We start from the raw sequence: 14,781 nt of genomic DNA on the forward strand, positions 1-14,781 counted from the left end.
GGATTGTCGGTCCCGGCGCCTATCCTGGGAGTGCCATGACGTCGCTCTTCGAGAACCTCTCCCTGCCCCTGCCGGGCGCCTCGGCAGACCCCTCCGGCGACGCCGCGGCCGAGGCCGCAGCCGCCCGCCGCCGCGCCGAGGCGGACCGCCTGCTCGTGGGGCTCAACCCGCAGCAGCGCGAGGCCGTGATGCACGAGGGCGGTCCGCTGCTCATCGTCGCCGGCGCCGGCTCGGGCAAGACGCGGGTGCTCACCAACCGCATCGCGTACCTGCTGGCCACGGGCCGGGCGCGCGCGGGCGAGGTCATCGCGATCACGTTCACCAACAAGGCCGCCGCGGAGATGCGCGAGCGGGTGGAGGGCCTCGTCGGCCCGGCCGCCGGCCGCATGTGGGTGTCCACGTTCCACTCGGCGTGCGTGCGGATCCTGCGCCGCGAGGCGGCGACCCTGGGGCTGCGGTCCAGCTTCTCCATCTACGACTCGGCCGACTCGCAGCGCCTGCTCACCCTCGTCGCGCGCGAGCTCGACCTCGACGCCAAGCGCTACCCCGCCAAGGCGCTGGCGAACAAGATCTCCTCGCTCAAGGACGAGCTGGTGGACCCCGAGACCTTCGCGGCGACGTCCGGCGGAGGCGCGGCCAACGACTTCGACACCGCGCTGGCCCAGGTCTACACGCGGTACCAGGCCCGGTTGAAGCAGGCGCACGCGCTCGACTTCGACGACCTGATCATGACCACCGTGCACCTGCTGCGCGCGTACCCCGCCGTGGCCGAGCACTACCGGCGCCGGTTCCGGCACGTGCTGGTCGACGAGTACCAGGACACCAACCACGCGCAGTACGCGCTGGTGCGCGAGCTGGTGGGCTCCTCGCGCGGGATCGTCGACGACTCCACCGACATGGAGCTCCCCCGCGGCGAGCTCACGGTCGTCGGCGACGCCGACCAGTCGATCTACGCGTTCCGCGGCGCGTCCATCCGGAACATCCTCGAGTTCGAGGTGGACTACCCGGACGCCCGGACCATCCTGCTCGAGCAGAACTACCGGTCGACGCAGACCATCCTGTCCGCGGCCAACGCCGTGATCAGCCGCAACCCCGGCCGGGAGAACAAGCGCCTGTGGACCGACTCGGGGGCGGGCGCGCAGATCGTCGCGTACGTCGCGGACACCGAGCACGAGGAGGCGCGGTTCGTCGCGGAGGAGATCGACCGGCTGGGCGACTCCGACGGTGTGCGCCCCGGTGACGTCGCCGTGTTCTACCGCGCGAACGCGCAGTCCCGGGCGCTCGAGGAGGTGCTCATCCGCGTCGGCCTGCCGTACAAGGTGGTCGGCGGCACCCGGTTCTACGAGCGCAAGGAGATCAAGGACGCGGTCGCCTACCTGCGCGCCATCGCCAACCCCGACGACGACGTCAACCTGCGGCGCATCCTCAACGTGCCCAAGCGTGGCCTCGGCGACCGGTCGGAGGCGATGGTCGCGTCGTTCGCGGAGCGCGAGCGCATCTCGTTCGGCGCGGCGCTCGACCTGCTGGACGAGGTGCCCGGTCTCGGCACCCGCGCGATCACGGGCCTCACGGCCTTCGCGGCGATGATGACCGACCTGCGCGCGCTGGCGGCGGCCGCCGGCCCGGCCGAGGTGCTCGGCGCGGTGCTGGACCGGTCCGGCTACCTCGCGGAGCTGCGCGCCAGCGAGGACCCGCAGGACGCCTCGCGCGTCGAGAACCTGGCCGAGCTGCACGCCGTCGCCTCCGAGTTCGAGCAGAGCGACCCCGAGGGCGACCTGTCCGACTTCCTCGAGCGCGTCTCGCTCGTCGCGGACTCCGACCAGATCCCGGACGACGACGGCGGGGACGACGGCGGCGAGAGCAGGCCGGACCCCGGCGTGATCACCCTGATGACGCTGCACACCGCCAAGGGCCTCGAGTTCCCCGTCGTCTTCCTCACCGGCATGGAGGACGGCACGTTCCCGCACCTGCGGTCGCTGTCGGACTCGCAGCAGCTGGAGGAGGAGCGCCGGCTCGCGTACGTCGGGCTCACCCGCGCGCGCGAGCGGTTGTACATCTCGCGCGCCGCCGTCCGTACGGCGTGGGGTGTGCCCAACGAGTTCCCGCCCAGCCGGTTCCTCGACGACCTGCCGGACGAGCTCATCGACTGGCGCCGCCGGGAGTCGTCGACCTCGCAGCTGCGCGGCGGGTGGGGCTCGGGCTACGGGTCGTCCGGCGGGGGCGGCGGCTATCGGGCGTCGTCGGCACCGCGGACCGAGCGCAAGCCGCTCCCGTCGACCGGTGCCACGTTCGGCTCGGCCAAGCCGCGACCGGACTCCGCGATCCCACAGCTGGCCATCGGCGACCGCGTCACGCACGACTCGTACGGCCTGGGCACGGTCATCGGCCTCGAGGGGGCCGGGCCCAACGCCGTGGCCAAGGTCGACTTCGGTACCGACGGCACCAAGCGCCTGCTGCTCAGGTTCTCGCCGGTCACCAAGCTGTAGCGGTCCGCCCGGGAGAGGCGGCGTGCGCGCGTGGCGAACCTGCCCCGCGCGGCCACCGCGGCCCAGTCGGTCGGCATCCCGGTCCCCTCAGCCCACCGGGACGTCGGCCCACACGGCGATGACCGACTCGCGCGCGGCCGTGGGTCCCACGCCCAGGGAGCTGAGCGCCCGGTACGCGGCGGTGTCGTCCAGCCGGACGACCGCGAGCAGCAGGTGGCCGGTGTCGATCCTGCGGTGCTTGACGCGGATCGCCTCGCGCAGCGCGATCTCGAGCAGCTTCTTGGCCGACGGCTCGAAGGGCAGGTGCCCGGCCCGGCTGCGTGGCTGGGTGTCGAGCGCGCCCGGACCGAACGACGCCTCGACCTGGGCGCGGACGGCATCCAGGTCGATGCCCACGCCGGCGAGCGCGTCGGCGTCGATGGCGCCCGGCGGCAGCGCGCGGACCGTGGCGAGCACGTCGGCATGCGTGACGCCGAGCCGCTCCAGGGCCTGGGCGGCCACGGTGTCGGGGGAGCGGAGCATGCCCAGCAGCACGTGCTCGGTCCCGATCCGGTCGGCACCGAGCACGCGTGCTTCCTCCTGCGCGCCGACGACCGACTCGCGGGCGTCCTTGGCGAACTTCTCGAACATCAGCCGACCCTCTTCCCGTACTTCTTGTGGACCGCCTGCCGGGAGACGCCCAGGGCGTCGGCGACCTGCTGCCAGGACCAGCCGAGCCGACGGGCGCGCTCGACGTGCAGAGCCTCCAGCCGGTCGGCGAGAGCGCGGAGCGCCCGCACCGCCCGCAGGCCCTCGGCAGGCTCGGCAGCACTCGCGGCTGCGGTCATGAGCTCATCGGACATGCCGTCAACCTACGTTGACAATAGGGGGATGTCAACCGCGGTTGACGCGCGGCCGCGTCGCAGGGCGTCCGCAGATTCGAGCGCCAGGACGACCGAAGGTGCGGACGTCCCGTTCCTGGCCAGGCAGCGTCCGCGGATCAGCGCGCTATGACGATCGAACGTGCGGACGTCCCGCTCCCGGCGGAGCAGCGTCCGCGGGTCAGCGCGCTGGGGCGACCGAATGTGCGGACGTCCCGCTCCCGGCTGGTCAGGGGTGGGGGATCACCTGGGGGCGGGCCAGGTCCCGGTTGTCGATGACGACCGTGGCGCGGGACGCGGGCCGGCACGCGGCGAGGTAGCGGCGCTGGCCCTCGACGTAGCGAGAGTTCGCGGGGTGGGTCGGGTCCGGCGGGGAGCCGTCGCGGACGGCCATGCGGGCGAACGTCTCGGCGAAGTCGACGTCGAGGTACACCGAGAAGTCCCACCAGGCGGCGAGCTCGTCGCGATGCAGGAAGATCCCGTCGAGCACGAGCACCGTGCGGTCCGTGCCCGCCTCCCGCGGGAGGTGCAGCGCGGTGTCGGTGGCGACGTCCCGCACGGCCCGCCGGAACCGGCGCGAGCCACCGGGCGCGAACGGCTCGAGCACCTCGGTGCGCAGGGCGTCGTAGTCGTAGGAGTCGGCCCAGAACCCCTCGGGGGAGTGCCGTCCCTGGCGGTAGCGCTCGTCGCGGGGTCGGTGGAACCCGTCGACCGAGATGCGCACCACGTCCCGGCCCTCCCGGCGCAGCTCGGCGGCGAGCCCGTCGGCGAAGGTGGTCTTGCCGGCGCCGTCCATGCCGTCGACCCCGACGAGCACGGGCCGGCCGAGCGTGCGGGGGTCGGGCACGCCGCCCGTCACCTCGCGCAGGACTGCGAGTCGCGCGACCGACGCCGTGGGCGCCGTGTCCGAGGGCGCGCTCACCGTGCGTGACCGTCGACGTCGGTGCCGAGCAGGACAGCCACGATCGTCACCGGATCCATGCCGGGAACGTAGCGGATTGCGGCGGTTCCGGGGAGGGGTTGCGGAGAAGCGGTGGACGAGGAGGGGTTGTGCACGCCACATCTCTCGATGTGAAGATATCTCCACGCTGCGGCTACCATCATCCGGGGCGTTTCGGCCGCACAGAGGCCGTCGAATGCCGGTTGATGAGAGGACCCAGACCAGGTGGACCTGTTCGAGTACCAGGCACGTGACATCTTCGAGAAGCATGGCGTTCCCGTGCTCGGCGGCGTCGTCGCCACCACCCCGGAGGAGGCCCGCGCCGGCGCGGAGCAGCTCCTGGGCGGTCAGCCGGGCGTCGTGGTGGTCAAGGCGCAGGTCAAGGTCGGTGGCCGCGGCAAGGCCGGCGGCGTCAAGCTGGCCCGGTCGGCGGACGACGCAGCCGAGAAGGCCACCGAGATCCTCGGCATGGACATCAAGGGCCACACGGTCCACCGCGTGATGATCGCGGCCGGCGCGAAGATCGCGACGGAGTTCTACTTCTCCCTCCTGCTGGACCGCGCCGAGCGCCGCTACCTGGCCATGTGCTCGGTCGAGGGCGGCATGGACATCGAGCAGCTCGCCGTGGAGCGTCCCGACGCCCTCGCCAAGGTGGCCGTCGACCCGCGCACCGGCATCGACCAGGCCAAGGCCGACGAGATCGTCCGCGCCGCCGGGTTCGACGCCGAGATCGCCCCCAAGGTCGCGACGGTGCTCCAGACGCTGTGGACGGTCTACCGGAGCGAGGACGCCACCCTGGTCGAGGTGAACCCGCTGGTCCTCACCGAGGACGGCGAGATCGTCGCGCTGGACGGCAAGGTCACGCTCGACGAGAACGCCTCCTTCCGGCACCCGGAGCACGCCGGGCTCGAGGACGCCGCCGCGGCGGACCCGCTCGAGGCGCGCGCCAAGGAGAAGGACCTCAACTACGTCAAGCTCGACGGCGAGGTCGGCATCATCGGCAACGGCGCCGGGCTCGTGATGAGCACGCTCGACGTCGTCGCGTACGCCGGTGAGTCGCACGGTGGCGTGAAGCCGGCCAACTTCCTGGACATCGGGGGCGGCGCCAGCGCCGAGGTCATGGCCGCGGGCCTGGACATCATCCTCACGGACCCGCAGGTCAAGGCGGTCTTCGTGAACGTCTTCGGCGGCATCACGGCGTGCGACGCCGTCGCCAACGGCATCGTGGCCGCCCTCGAGATCCTGGGCGACGAGGCCTCCAAGCCGCTCGTCGTGCGACTCGACGGCAACAACGTGCTCGAGGGTCGTCGGATCCTCGCCGAGGCCGGTCACCCGCTCGTCACGATCGCGGACACGATGGACGGCGGCGCCGACAAGGCGGCCGAGCTCGCCCACGCCGCGGCCTGAACCCCCTGACGCAGAGAGAAGCAGACACCACCATGGCGATCTTCCTGACCGAGGCATCCAAGGTCATCGTCCAGGGCATGACGGGCTCCGAGGGCCAGAAGCACACCACCCGCATGCTCGCGTCCGGCACGTCCGTCGTCGGCGGGGTGAACCCGCGCAAGGCGGGGACATCAGTGACGTTCACTGCTGGAGAGACAGCCGTGGACGTCCCCGTGTTCGGCACCGTGGCCGAGGCCATGGACGCCACCGGGGCTGATGTCTCCGTCGTGTTCGTCCCGCCGGCCCACACCAAGGCTGCGGTCGTCGAGGCGATCGATGCCGGCATCCCGCTCGTCGTCATCATCACCGAGGGCGTCCCGGTGGCCGACACCGCCGAGTTCTTCGCGCTCGCGCTGGACAAGGGCGTGCGGCTCATCGGCCCCAACTGCCCCGGCCTGATCAGCCCCGGAAAGTCCAACGTCGGCATCATCCCGGCGGACATCACGGGCCCCGGCCGCATCGGCCTGGTGTCCAAGTCGGGCACGCTGACCTACCAGATGATGTACGAGCTGCGGGACCTCGGGTTCTCCACGGCCATCGGCATCGGCGGCGACCCCATCATCGGCACCACGCACATCGACGCCCTCGCGGCGTTCGAGGCGGACCCCGACACCGAGGTCATCGTGATGATCGGTGAGATCGGGGGCGACGCCGAGGAGCGTGCCGCCGCGTACATCTCCGAGCACGTCACCAAGCCGGTCGTCGGCTACGTCGCCGGCTTCACCGCGCCCGAGGGCAAGACCATGGGCCACGCCGGCGCCATCGTCTCCGGCTCGTCGGGCACCGCGCAGGCCAAGAAGGAGGCCCTCGAGGCCGCCGGCGTCAAGGTCGGCAAGACGCCGTCCGAGACGGCCGTCCTCGCGCGCCAGCTCCTGAGCTGACCCGTTCCGTCCCGTCGACCCCGGTGAGCCTGCGCTCGCCGGGGTCGACGTGTCTCACCGGACAGCCGACGCGCCGGGTGGGGTTCGCCGGTCCGGCTCCCGCGGCGGCGACGATGGCACGGTGAGCGCCACCGGCCCCCGCACGGGGGGCACCCCCGTCGTCGACCGTCGCCGACGCCGCACGCTGTCCGACGAGCCGACGCCGACGTTCTTCACGAGCGCGCTCGACGGCGCCCCGCGCTGGGTCGCCGGGGTCCTGTCCGCACTGCAGGCTGCCCTGCTGTCGTTCCTCGTGCTCGCCCTGCCGGCCGTGGCGGCGTACGTCGCAACCTCGGCGGACCCCTCCAACAGCGGCGTCGGCTGGTTCCGTTCGGTCGGCGTCGGGTCCGCCCTGTGGCTCCTCGGGCACGGCGTGCCCGCCCACGTCGGTCCGGTCGTGGTGTCGCTCGTGCCGCTCGGCGTGACCGCGCTCGCGCTCTTCGTCTGCTACGCGTCGGCCCGCAGGTCCGGGCTGGCGACCTGGCCCTCCTACTGGGCGGGTGTCGGGACGTACACGCTGGTCACGGTCCTGGTGGCGCTGGTGTCGGGAGTCTCCGGGACCGGGCTCGGGCGGGCCCTCGTCGGGGGAGCGCTGGTCTCCTCCGTCGGGCTGGGCGCGGGTCTGCTGGCTCGACCCGAGGCGCCCTCGGTCCGGACGCTCTCGCGACGCGTCTGGGTACGGGTGCCGGCTCCTGCGCGCACCGGCGCGGCGGGGGGCGTGCTGGCCACCGCGTGCTTGGTCCTCGTCGCCGCCCTGGTGACGACCCTGTGGGTGGTGGCGGGCCGCGCGACCATCGGGGACGTCGTGCGGGGGCTCGGCCTCGATGCCGTCGGAGGCGTGGTGCTCGCGGTCGCCGAGCTGGCCTACCTGCCCAACCTGGTGGTGTGGGCGCTCGCGTGGCTGACCGGCGCCGGCTTCGCGGTCGGCGAGGGGACGCACTTCGCTCCCGACGGCGTGGTCGGCGGAGCGCTGCCCGCGGTGCCGATGCTCGGCGCGCTGCCCGCCGCGGACATCGCCGGACCGGCCACGAGCCTGGTTCCGCTCCTGGTGGTCGCGGTCGGCGCGCTCGTCGGTCTGTACGTGCACCGCCGGCTGGCGACCGAGCGGTGGTGGGAGTGCCTCGCGGCGTGCTCGACCGCTGCCCTCACCACGGTCGTCGTCGTCGCGGCCCTGGTCACGGCGGCGAGCGGCGGGATCGGGCCGGACAGGCTGGCCGACGTCGGTGCGCAGGGTGCGGTGGTGGGGCTCCTCGCGGGCGCGGGCGTGCTCGTCGGGGCGCTCCTGGTGGCGCTGCCGGGGGACCTGCCGCTGCGCGCCGAGCTGGGGCGGTCAGTGCGACGGCTGCTCCGCCGGGGCGACCAGGGCGGCGCCTGACGACGTGCGCGACGCACGCGTCGGCGGTGCTCCGGTGGCGGCCGGCGCGTCAGCGTCGCCGGCAGGGAGGCGACGGGACAGCGCGGCCGCGAGGGTGGCGAGCGCGACGAGGACCGCGCCCACCAGGTGGAAGGCCTGCAGCGCCCCCCGGGTGCCGGTCCCGCGTGCCGCCACGGATGCGAGGACGCCGACGCCCACGGACCCGCCCAGCCGCTGGGAGATGGTGTAGAGCGTGTTCCCGTCGGCCAGCTCGTGCTCCTCGAGCGGCGCGAGGAACGCGATGAGCAGCGGTGTCGTGACCAGCCCCGCTGCGGCCGCGCGCCCGCACAGGATCGCGGCCGTCACCCACAGCGGAGTGGTCTGCGTGAGCGTGAGCAGGGCCGCGCTGGACAGGGCCAGCACGGCGAACCCGAGCGTGACGAGGTCGCGGAGCGGCATCCACCTCGACATCCGCTGTCCGAGGACCGTGCCGAACCCCATGACGATGCCTTGGGGGAGGAGTGCGACGCCGGTGGCCAGGGCCGTGTGTCCCTGCACGCCCTCGGTGAACACCGGCATGAGGAAGACGGTGCCGAAGGCGATGACGGACGCCACGACCTGCAGCACGAGGACCAGCACCGACCGCCCGCCGCGCACGACGTCGAGCCGGAGCGCGGGTTGGTCGCGCCGGCCTGCGGACCAGCCGAACGCGACGAGCAGGGCGACGCCCGCGAGGAGCAGGACGTAGAGGTCCGCGTGACGCCATCCCGCCGAGGTGCCACGGGTCGCCGCGAGCAGGGTGCACACCAGCCCGCTCGCGAGCAGGACGAAGCCCAGCGGGTCGAAGCGCGCGTCCGTCCGGGGGCGCTCTCCGACCGGCGGCAGCCGGAGCATCAGGAGCAGCCCGAGGGCACCGAGGGGCACGTTCACCAGGAAGACCCACCGCCACCCGCCCGCACCGATCAGCAGGCCGCCGAGCGTGGGACCGAAGGTGGGGGCGAGGAACAGCACCAGGGCGGCAGACAGTGGGATCTTCCCGCCGCCACCGACGCCGTCCTTGCCGAGCAGGATGCTGAGCGCGAGCGGCACGAGGGGCGCGCCGACGAAGCCCTGGAGCACGCGCGAGGCGATCAGCACCTCGATGGTGGGCGCCACCGCGCAGAGGGTGGAGGCGGCGACGAAGAGCACCATGCTCACGACGTAGACGCGCATCGTGCCCAGCCGGCGCGAGGCGTAGGCGGTGAGCGCGAGGCCGACCGCCAGCGACAGGAGGTACCCGCTGACGACCCACTGGACGGCGTCCAGCCCTGCGGTGAGCTCGTGCGCGACGTCCGGCACGGCGACGTTGACGATGCTCGAGTCCAGCATGCTGAGCACCGGGCCGACGAGCAGACCGAAGCGCGCGACCGAACCCAGCGTGGCACCGGAGCCTTGCGGCGCCCGCGTACGGTTCACGGCCGCTCCGCCTCCGCCCGCAGCGCCTCGATCCACAGGAGCTCCTGCTCCAGTCGCTCCACCAGCTGTTCCTGTGCACGGCGCCGCCACGACCGGGCGGGGTCGGCGTCGGCGAGCAGCGAGCGCACCTGGACGAGCGCGGCCTGCACGACGTCCTGCCGGGCCTGCAGGACGGCCCGCCGCGCCGGCACGGCGAGCTCGTCGAAGAAGCTCACGCGGAGCAGGAACTCCTCGTCGTCGGCTGCCAGGTCCGGGGGGAGCGTCGAGACGAGCTCCGTCAGCAGCTCACGTCCCCTCGGGGTGAGGGCATAGACGTTGCGTGCAGGCCTGCCCTCCTGCGGCTCGACGGTCTTGGTCACCGCCCCTGACTGCTCGAGCCGTCGCAGCGCCGGGTACAGCGAGTTGTTGTTCACCGCGGCGATGGACGGGCGACGTACGCGCCGCTTGAGCTCGTAGCCGTGCACGGGACCGCGCCGCAGCACGCTCAGCGCGTAGATCTCGATCGTCATCCGTCCACACTAACCTAGTATTCACTGGACGATGCTGGGTTTCGCATCTGCTCGGCATGATGAGTCGTCGCGCCCTAGGAGCCCGTCTCGAGCGAGTTGCGGAGGTCGTCCAGGTCCTGCTCGTACTGCGACTCGCAGGCGTTGGTCGCACTGATCGTCAGCGCGCCCTCGAGGCACTCCTGCTTGTCCTGCTGCACCGGCCAGAGCGCCAGCTGGACCCCGAGGATGAGCGTCCACGAGAGCGCGATGACGATCCCGACGGCGAGCAGCGGCACCAGGCTGCGGGTCCGCGCGCGCCCCGCGACGATCAGCCCCCGGATCCCCACGGCCAGGGCGGCGACCGCGAACAGGAGCCCCGCGGCCTGCCAGGGCAGCGGCAGCGTGGCCACCAGGACCGAGCCGAGCACGAGCACGCCGAACAGCCGGATGAGGCGCGTGGCGTGCGCGGCCTCCTCCGGGTCCGGGGGCTGACGCTCGGGAGCAGCCGGAGCCTGCGGCCGGGGCATGGGCGGCGGCCAGGACGGTCCGTCCTGCGGCGCGGGCGCGTCCGTCCGGTCGGCGTCCGGGGGCGCGTAGGGGTTGCTCACTCCTGCATTCTCGCCCACCGGTGGGGTCGGCGGACGCGCGTGCCCGGGCCGCGCGGTGGCCAGTAGGGTCGGCCCGTGACGCACGAGACGCCCCACCGCCCCACCCCGGCCACCCGCGACTCGGGCCGGCTCGTGGTCCTGGTCTCGGGCACGGGCTCCAACCTTGCCGCGCTGCTGGCCGCGCACGACGACCCCGCCTACGGCGCCCGCGTGGTCGCCGTGGTGGCGGACCGCAGCGGGATCCGGGCGCTGGACATCGCGCGCGAGGCCGGCATCCCGACCGCGGTCGTCTCGCTCAAGGACTTCGACGACCGCGCGGCCTGGGACGCGGCCGTCACCGAGACGGTGTCGGTCTTCTCGCCGGACCTCGTTGTCCTCGCCGGGTTCATGAAGCTGTTCGGCGCGACCTTCCTCGGGCGCTTCGGCGGCCGGATCCTGAACACGCACCCCGCGCTGCTGCCGTCGTTCCCGGGCGCGCACGGCGTGCGGGACGCGCTCGCGTACGGCGTCAAGGTCACCGGCTGCACGGTCATGGTGGTCGACGAGGGCGTCGACACCGGACCGATCCTCGCGCAGGCCACGGTCGCGGTGGAGCCCGACGACGACGAGGCCACGCTGCACGAGCGCATCAAGACCGTCGAGCGGGAGCTGCTGGTCGAGTGGGTGGGCCGGATCGCGCGCGAGGGCCTGCGGGTCGAGGGCCGGCGCGCGATCGTCGGGTGATGCACCGGCTAGACTCGGCCACGGTCGTGACTGGCGCAGGTGGGTGCAACCACCGGGGAGCGGCCGCAGTGCCCCGCCACGCACCGCCCGCCTGGGTGCATGGGTCCGCCCTAGCCGACCCTGCACACCCGGGAGCGCCATGTCCGAGAACACCTTCCAGCGGCCCGTCCGCCGAGCCCTGGTCAGCGTCTACGACAAGACCGGCCTGACCGACCTCGCCGCGGCGCTGCACGCCGCCGGCGTCGAGATCGTCTCCACCGGCTCCACCGCCGCGACCATCGCCGCGACCGGTGTGCCCGTGACCCGCGTCGAGGACCTCACCGGCTTCCCGGAGTGCCTCGACGGGCGCGTCAAGACCCTGCACCCGCGCGTGCATGCCGGAGTGCTGGCCGACACCCGGCTCCCCGCGCACCTCGCGCAGCTCGAGGATCTCGGCATCGAGCCGTTCGAGCTGGTCGTCGTCAACCTGTACCCGTTCACCGCGACGGTCGCGTCCGGCGCCGGGCCCGACGAGTGCGTCGAGCAGATCGACATCGGCGGCCCGTCGATGGTGCGCGCCGCCGCGAAGAACCACCCCAGCGTGGCCGTCGTGGTCGACCCGGCGCGGTACGACGAGGTCGTCGCAGCCGTGGGCGCCGGCGGGTTCACGCTCGCCGCCCGACGCCTGCTCGCGGCGGACGCCTTCGCCCACACCGCCGCCTACGACGCCGCGGTCGCCAGCTGGTTCGCGGCGGAGTACGCGCCCGACGAGCAGGCCGCCGACTCCGGCTTCCCGGCGTTCACGGGGACCACGTGGGTGCGCGGCGAGGTGCTGCGCTACGGCGAGAACCCGCACCAGCAGGCCGCCCTGTACCTGACGCCCGACGGTGCCGCGGGCCGCGGTCTGGCCGGCGCCGAGCAGCTGCACGGCAAGGCGATGAGCTACAACAACTACGTCGACGCCGACGCCGCGTGGCGTGCCGCGCACGACCACACGGACCCCGCGGTCGCGATCATCAAGCACGCCAACCCGTGCGGTATCGCGGTCGGCACCGACGTGGCCGACGCCCACGCGAAGGCCCACGCGTGCGACCCCGTGTCGGCGTTCGGCGGCGTCATCGCCACCAACCGCACCCTGACCGCCGCCGCGGCCGAGCAGATCGCACCCGTGTTCACCGAGGTCGTCGTCGCGCCCGCGTTCGAGCCCGAAGCCCTCGAGATCCTCAGCCGCAAGAAGAACATCCGCCTGCTCCAGGTCACCCCCGTGGACGGGGTGGGCACCGAGCGTCGCGCGATCAGCGGCGGCCTGCTCGTCCAGGAGCTCGACCAGGTGGACGCCCCGGGCGACGACCCTGCCGGGTGGACGCTCGCGGCGGGAGCACCGGCTGATGCGACGACGCTCGCCGACCTCGCGTTCGCGTGGCGGGCCGTGCGCGCGGTCAAGTCGAACGCGATCCTGCTCGCCGACGCCGGTGCGTCCGTGGGCGTGGGGATGGGCCAGGTCAACCGGGTGGACTCCTGCCGGCTGGCCGTCGAGAGGGCCAACGCCGGGGACGCCGAGCGGGCGCGCGGGGCCGTGGCCGCCTCCGACGCGTTCTTCCCGTTCGCCGACGGCGCGCAGGTGCTCATCGACGCCGGCGTGCGCGCGATCGTGCAGCCCGGTGGGTCCGTCCGCGACGAGGAGGTCATCGCCGCGGCGCAGGCCGCCGGGGTGACGCTCTACCTCACCGGGACGCGCCACTTCGCGCACTGAGGTCAGGCGAGCGCGGCCTCCCGCAGGGGCCGCCCCGGGTCGCGCGCCAGCGTGCGGTCGAGCCGGGGCAGCCCCGCGCCGGTGAACAGCCGGCGCGCGGCGCCCACGTCGCGGGGGCGGTCCACGGTGAGGATCGCGCCCACCTCGTCGGAGCCGCGCCGGTACCACAGCGCCGCCCAGCCCTCGCCGGACGGGCTGCCGCGGAGCACCACCTCGTCCTGGGTGCGGGGGAGTCCGAAGAGCGCCAGCTCGTGCCCGAGCTGGGTGGAGAAGACGTAGGGCGCGACGTCCGCCGCGGTGTCGTCGGGCGTGCCCAGCAGGTCGGCGACGAGCCCGGCGGGTGCGCGCAGCGCTCCGTCCCAGTGGCCGCCCGGGATCCAGCCGTGCCGGGCGGACCGCCGGAGCGCGACGTCGCCCACGGCCCGGACGGAGCGGGGCGCGCCGATGACCGTGTGGTGCTCGTCGACCCGCAGTGAGCCGTCGTCCTCGCGGGGGAGGGCGCCGGCGAGCCAGTCGGTGGTCGGACGGGCACCCACGGCCGCGAGGACGACGTCCGCCTCGATGAGCTTCCCGTCGGCCAGGCCCACGCCGTTGGCGCCCACCTCGACCACGTGCTCGCCCGTCAGCAGCCGCACACCGGCCGCGGCGTACCAGGAGGTGGTCAGCTCACCCACGACCTGCCCGAGCGCCCCGGCGAGCGGCGCCCCCGTCGCCTCGACCACGACCACCTCGACGCCCGCGGCGGCGGCGACCCCTGCCACCTCGGCGCCGATCCAGCCCGCGCCGATCACCACGAGGCGGTTCCCCGGCTGAAGGGCCGCGCGGAGGCGGTCGGCATCCGCGGCCGTGTGCAGCGTCAGCGCGGCCTCCCACCCCGGCGGGCGGACGGCGTGCGCGCCGCTGGCGATGACCAGCGCGTCGGCCGACAGCGGGCCGTCGTCGGTCTGCACCTCGGGGTGCGCGCCCGAGAGCGACAGCGCGCGCGCCGGGGAGCTCAGGTGGACCTCGTCCGCGAGCGCGAGCAGGTCGACACCGATCTCGTCGGTGAGCCAGGTGGGCGTGGTGCGGTCGAGGAGGTGCTTGGACAGCGGCGGCCGGTCGTACGGCGCGATGCCCTCGGTGCCGAGCACGACGACCCGTCCGTCGAACCCCCGCTCGCGCAGCGCCGCCACCGTCTGGGTGGCCGCAAGTCCCGCGCCGACGACCAGCACGTCACGCGGTCGGGAGGGGTCGAGGGGCTCGTCGTCGGTCCGGGCGCTCACCTCGCAACGGTAGTCTCCCGTCGGGAGGCACGAGCGAGATGGTGAAGGAGCGCATGAGCGGGGGAGCCGGGGTGCATCGAGCGGCTCCTGCTCACCCCGGCGCCGGAACGCCGGAGCGCGTCGAGAAGCCCGTGCAGGACGTGCGGCCCGTCGACCCGCCGTCGACCGGGCCCATCCCCGTCGAGGAGGCCCCGCTCGACCCGCGCGCCATCGCGCGCGCGTCGCTCGACGCCGCCCGGAACGTGTCGTTGTGGTGGACCAGCTCCGGCATCGTCGTCGCCACCGTGGTGGCCCTCGTGGTCGGCACCCGGGCAGGCGCGCTGGTGCTCGCCGGCGTGGCGCTCGTCGGCGCGGTCGTCCGGGCCGTGCTGCCCTCACCGGGTCCCGTGGCGCTCACGGTGCGGGCGAAGGCGATCGACGTGGCCGTGCTCGCCCTGTTCGGCGTGGGCATCGCGCTGCTCGCGCAGATCCTTCCCCGCTGACCAGCAGGGACGCACGGACGCCCGG

General features: G+C 73.8%; 14 protein-coding genes and 1 riboswitch. Of the genes, 7 read left to right on the forward strand and 7 right to left on the reverse strand.

The genetic code is table 11. The features are described from left to right. Positions 1-35: 35 nt before the first annotated feature. Positions 36-2,486 (forward strand): DNA helicase PcrA, encoded by a 2,451-nt coding sequence (gene pcrA, locus AC1DXT_RS11530; RefSeq protein WP_477061451.1) that lies wholly within the window; start codon positions 36-38, stop codon positions 2,484-2,486. An 87-nt stretch (positions 2,487-2,573) separates the two neighbouring features. Here pcrA and AC1DXT_RS11535 read toward each other — a convergent pair whose 3' ends face one another. The 3 genes from AC1DXT_RS11535 to AC1DXT_RS11545 form a co-directional block, all read right to left on the reverse strand. After that, complete coding sequence (locus AC1DXT_RS11535; protein WP_477061452.1) at positions 2,574-3,116, reverse strand: Clp protease N-terminal domain-containing protein; 543 nt, start codon at positions 3,114-3,116, stop codon at positions 2,574-2,576. Beyond that, on the reverse strand, positions 3,116-3,328 hold the full coding sequence (locus AC1DXT_RS11540) for a helix-turn-helix transcriptional regulator (protein WP_057210438.1): 213 nt from the start codon (positions 3,326-3,328) through the stop codon (positions 3,116-3,118). Before AC1DXT_RS11540 ends, AC1DXT_RS11535 begins: the two co-directional genes overlap by 1 nt. 247 nt (positions 3,329-3,575) lie before the next feature. Then, positions 3,576-4,268: an AAA family ATPase gene (locus tag AC1DXT_RS11545; protein ID WP_477061453.1), complete on the reverse strand. Its 693-nt coding sequence runs from the start codon at positions 4,266-4,268 to the stop codon at positions 3,576-3,578. Between the two features lie 243 nt (positions 4,269-4,511). Here AC1DXT_RS11545 and sucC point away from each other — a divergent pair, with 243 nt between their 5' ends. From sucC to AC1DXT_RS11560, 3 genes are all read left to right on the forward strand, one after another. Continuing rightward, a complete protein-coding gene (gene sucC / locus AC1DXT_RS11550; RefSeq protein WP_477061454.1) occupies positions 4,512-5,693 on the forward strand; it encodes an ADP-forming succinate--CoA ligase subunit beta in 1,182 nt (393 codons plus the stop codon). Positions 5,694-5,725: 32 nt separating this feature from the next. Continuing rightward, positions 5,726-6,613, forward strand: coding sequence for a succinate--CoA ligase subunit alpha (sucD, locus tag AC1DXT_RS11555; protein WP_477061455.1), 888 nt, complete (start codon positions 5,726-5,728; stop codon positions 6,611-6,613). A 121-nt stretch (positions 6,614-6,734) separates the two neighbouring features. Next, a complete protein-coding gene (locus AC1DXT_RS11560) occupies positions 6,735-8,027 on the forward strand; it encodes a cell division protein PerM (RefSeq protein WP_477061456.1) in 1,293 nt (430 codons plus the stop codon). Here the strand turns inward: AC1DXT_RS11560 and AC1DXT_RS11565 are convergent. From AC1DXT_RS11565 to AC1DXT_RS11575, 3 genes are all read right to left on the reverse strand, one after another. Next, a complete protein-coding gene (locus AC1DXT_RS11565) occupies positions 7,983-9,461 on the reverse strand; it encodes a DHA2 family efflux MFS transporter permease subunit (protein ID WP_477061457.1) in 1,479 nt (492 codons plus the stop codon). The genes AC1DXT_RS11560 and AC1DXT_RS11565 overlap by 45 nt on opposite strands. Then, positions 9,458-9,970, reverse strand: coding sequence for a PadR family transcriptional regulator (locus AC1DXT_RS11570; protein WP_477061458.1), 513 nt, complete (start codon positions 9,968-9,970; stop codon positions 9,458-9,460). The genes AC1DXT_RS11565 and AC1DXT_RS11570 overlap by 4 nt, the downstream gene beginning before the upstream one ends. A 74-nt stretch (positions 9,971-10,044) precedes the next feature. Further along, a complete protein-coding gene (locus tag AC1DXT_RS11575) occupies positions 10,045-10,557 on the reverse strand; it encodes a hypothetical protein (protein ID WP_477061459.1) in 513 nt (170 codons plus the stop codon). A gap of 75 nt (positions 10,558-10,632) precedes the next feature. On the opposite strand from AC1DXT_RS11575, the gene purN reads away from it, so the two are divergent. After that, positions 10,633-11,280, forward strand: a complete 648-nt coding sequence (gene purN / locus AC1DXT_RS11580) for a phosphoribosylglycinamide formyltransferase (protein WP_477061460.1) — start codon at positions 10,633-10,635, stop codon at positions 11,278-11,280. 16 nt (positions 11,281-11,296) lie between these two features. After that, positions 11,297-11,384: riboswitch (ZMP/ZTP riboswitch) on the forward strand. Between the two features lie 35 nt (positions 11,385-11,419). Then, entirely contained in the window at positions 11,420-13,012 is a 1,593-nt protein-coding gene (purH, locus tag AC1DXT_RS11585) for a bifunctional phosphoribosylaminoimidazolecarboxamide formyltransferase/IMP cyclohydrolase (protein WP_477061461.1), read from the forward strand. Positions 13,013-13,014: 2 nt separating this feature from the next. On the opposite strand, the gene AC1DXT_RS11590 is transcribed toward purH, so the two are convergent. Then, entirely contained in the window at positions 13,015-14,274 is a 1,260-nt protein-coding gene (locus AC1DXT_RS11590) for an FAD-dependent oxidoreductase (RefSeq protein ID WP_477061462.1), read from the reverse strand. A 53-nt stretch (positions 14,275-14,327) separates the two neighbouring features. On the opposite strand from AC1DXT_RS11590, the gene AC1DXT_RS11595 reads away from it, so the two are divergent. Beyond that, positions 14,328-14,756 carry a DUF3017 domain-containing protein gene (locus AC1DXT_RS11595; RefSeq protein WP_477061463.1) on the forward strand — a complete coding sequence of 143 codons (429 nt, stop codon included), beginning with the start codon at positions 14,328-14,330 and terminating at the stop codon, positions 14,754-14,756. Positions 14,757-14,781: the final 25 nt, after the last annotated feature.

Source organism: Cellulomonas sp. P1_G12_2 (assembly GCF_056405535.1).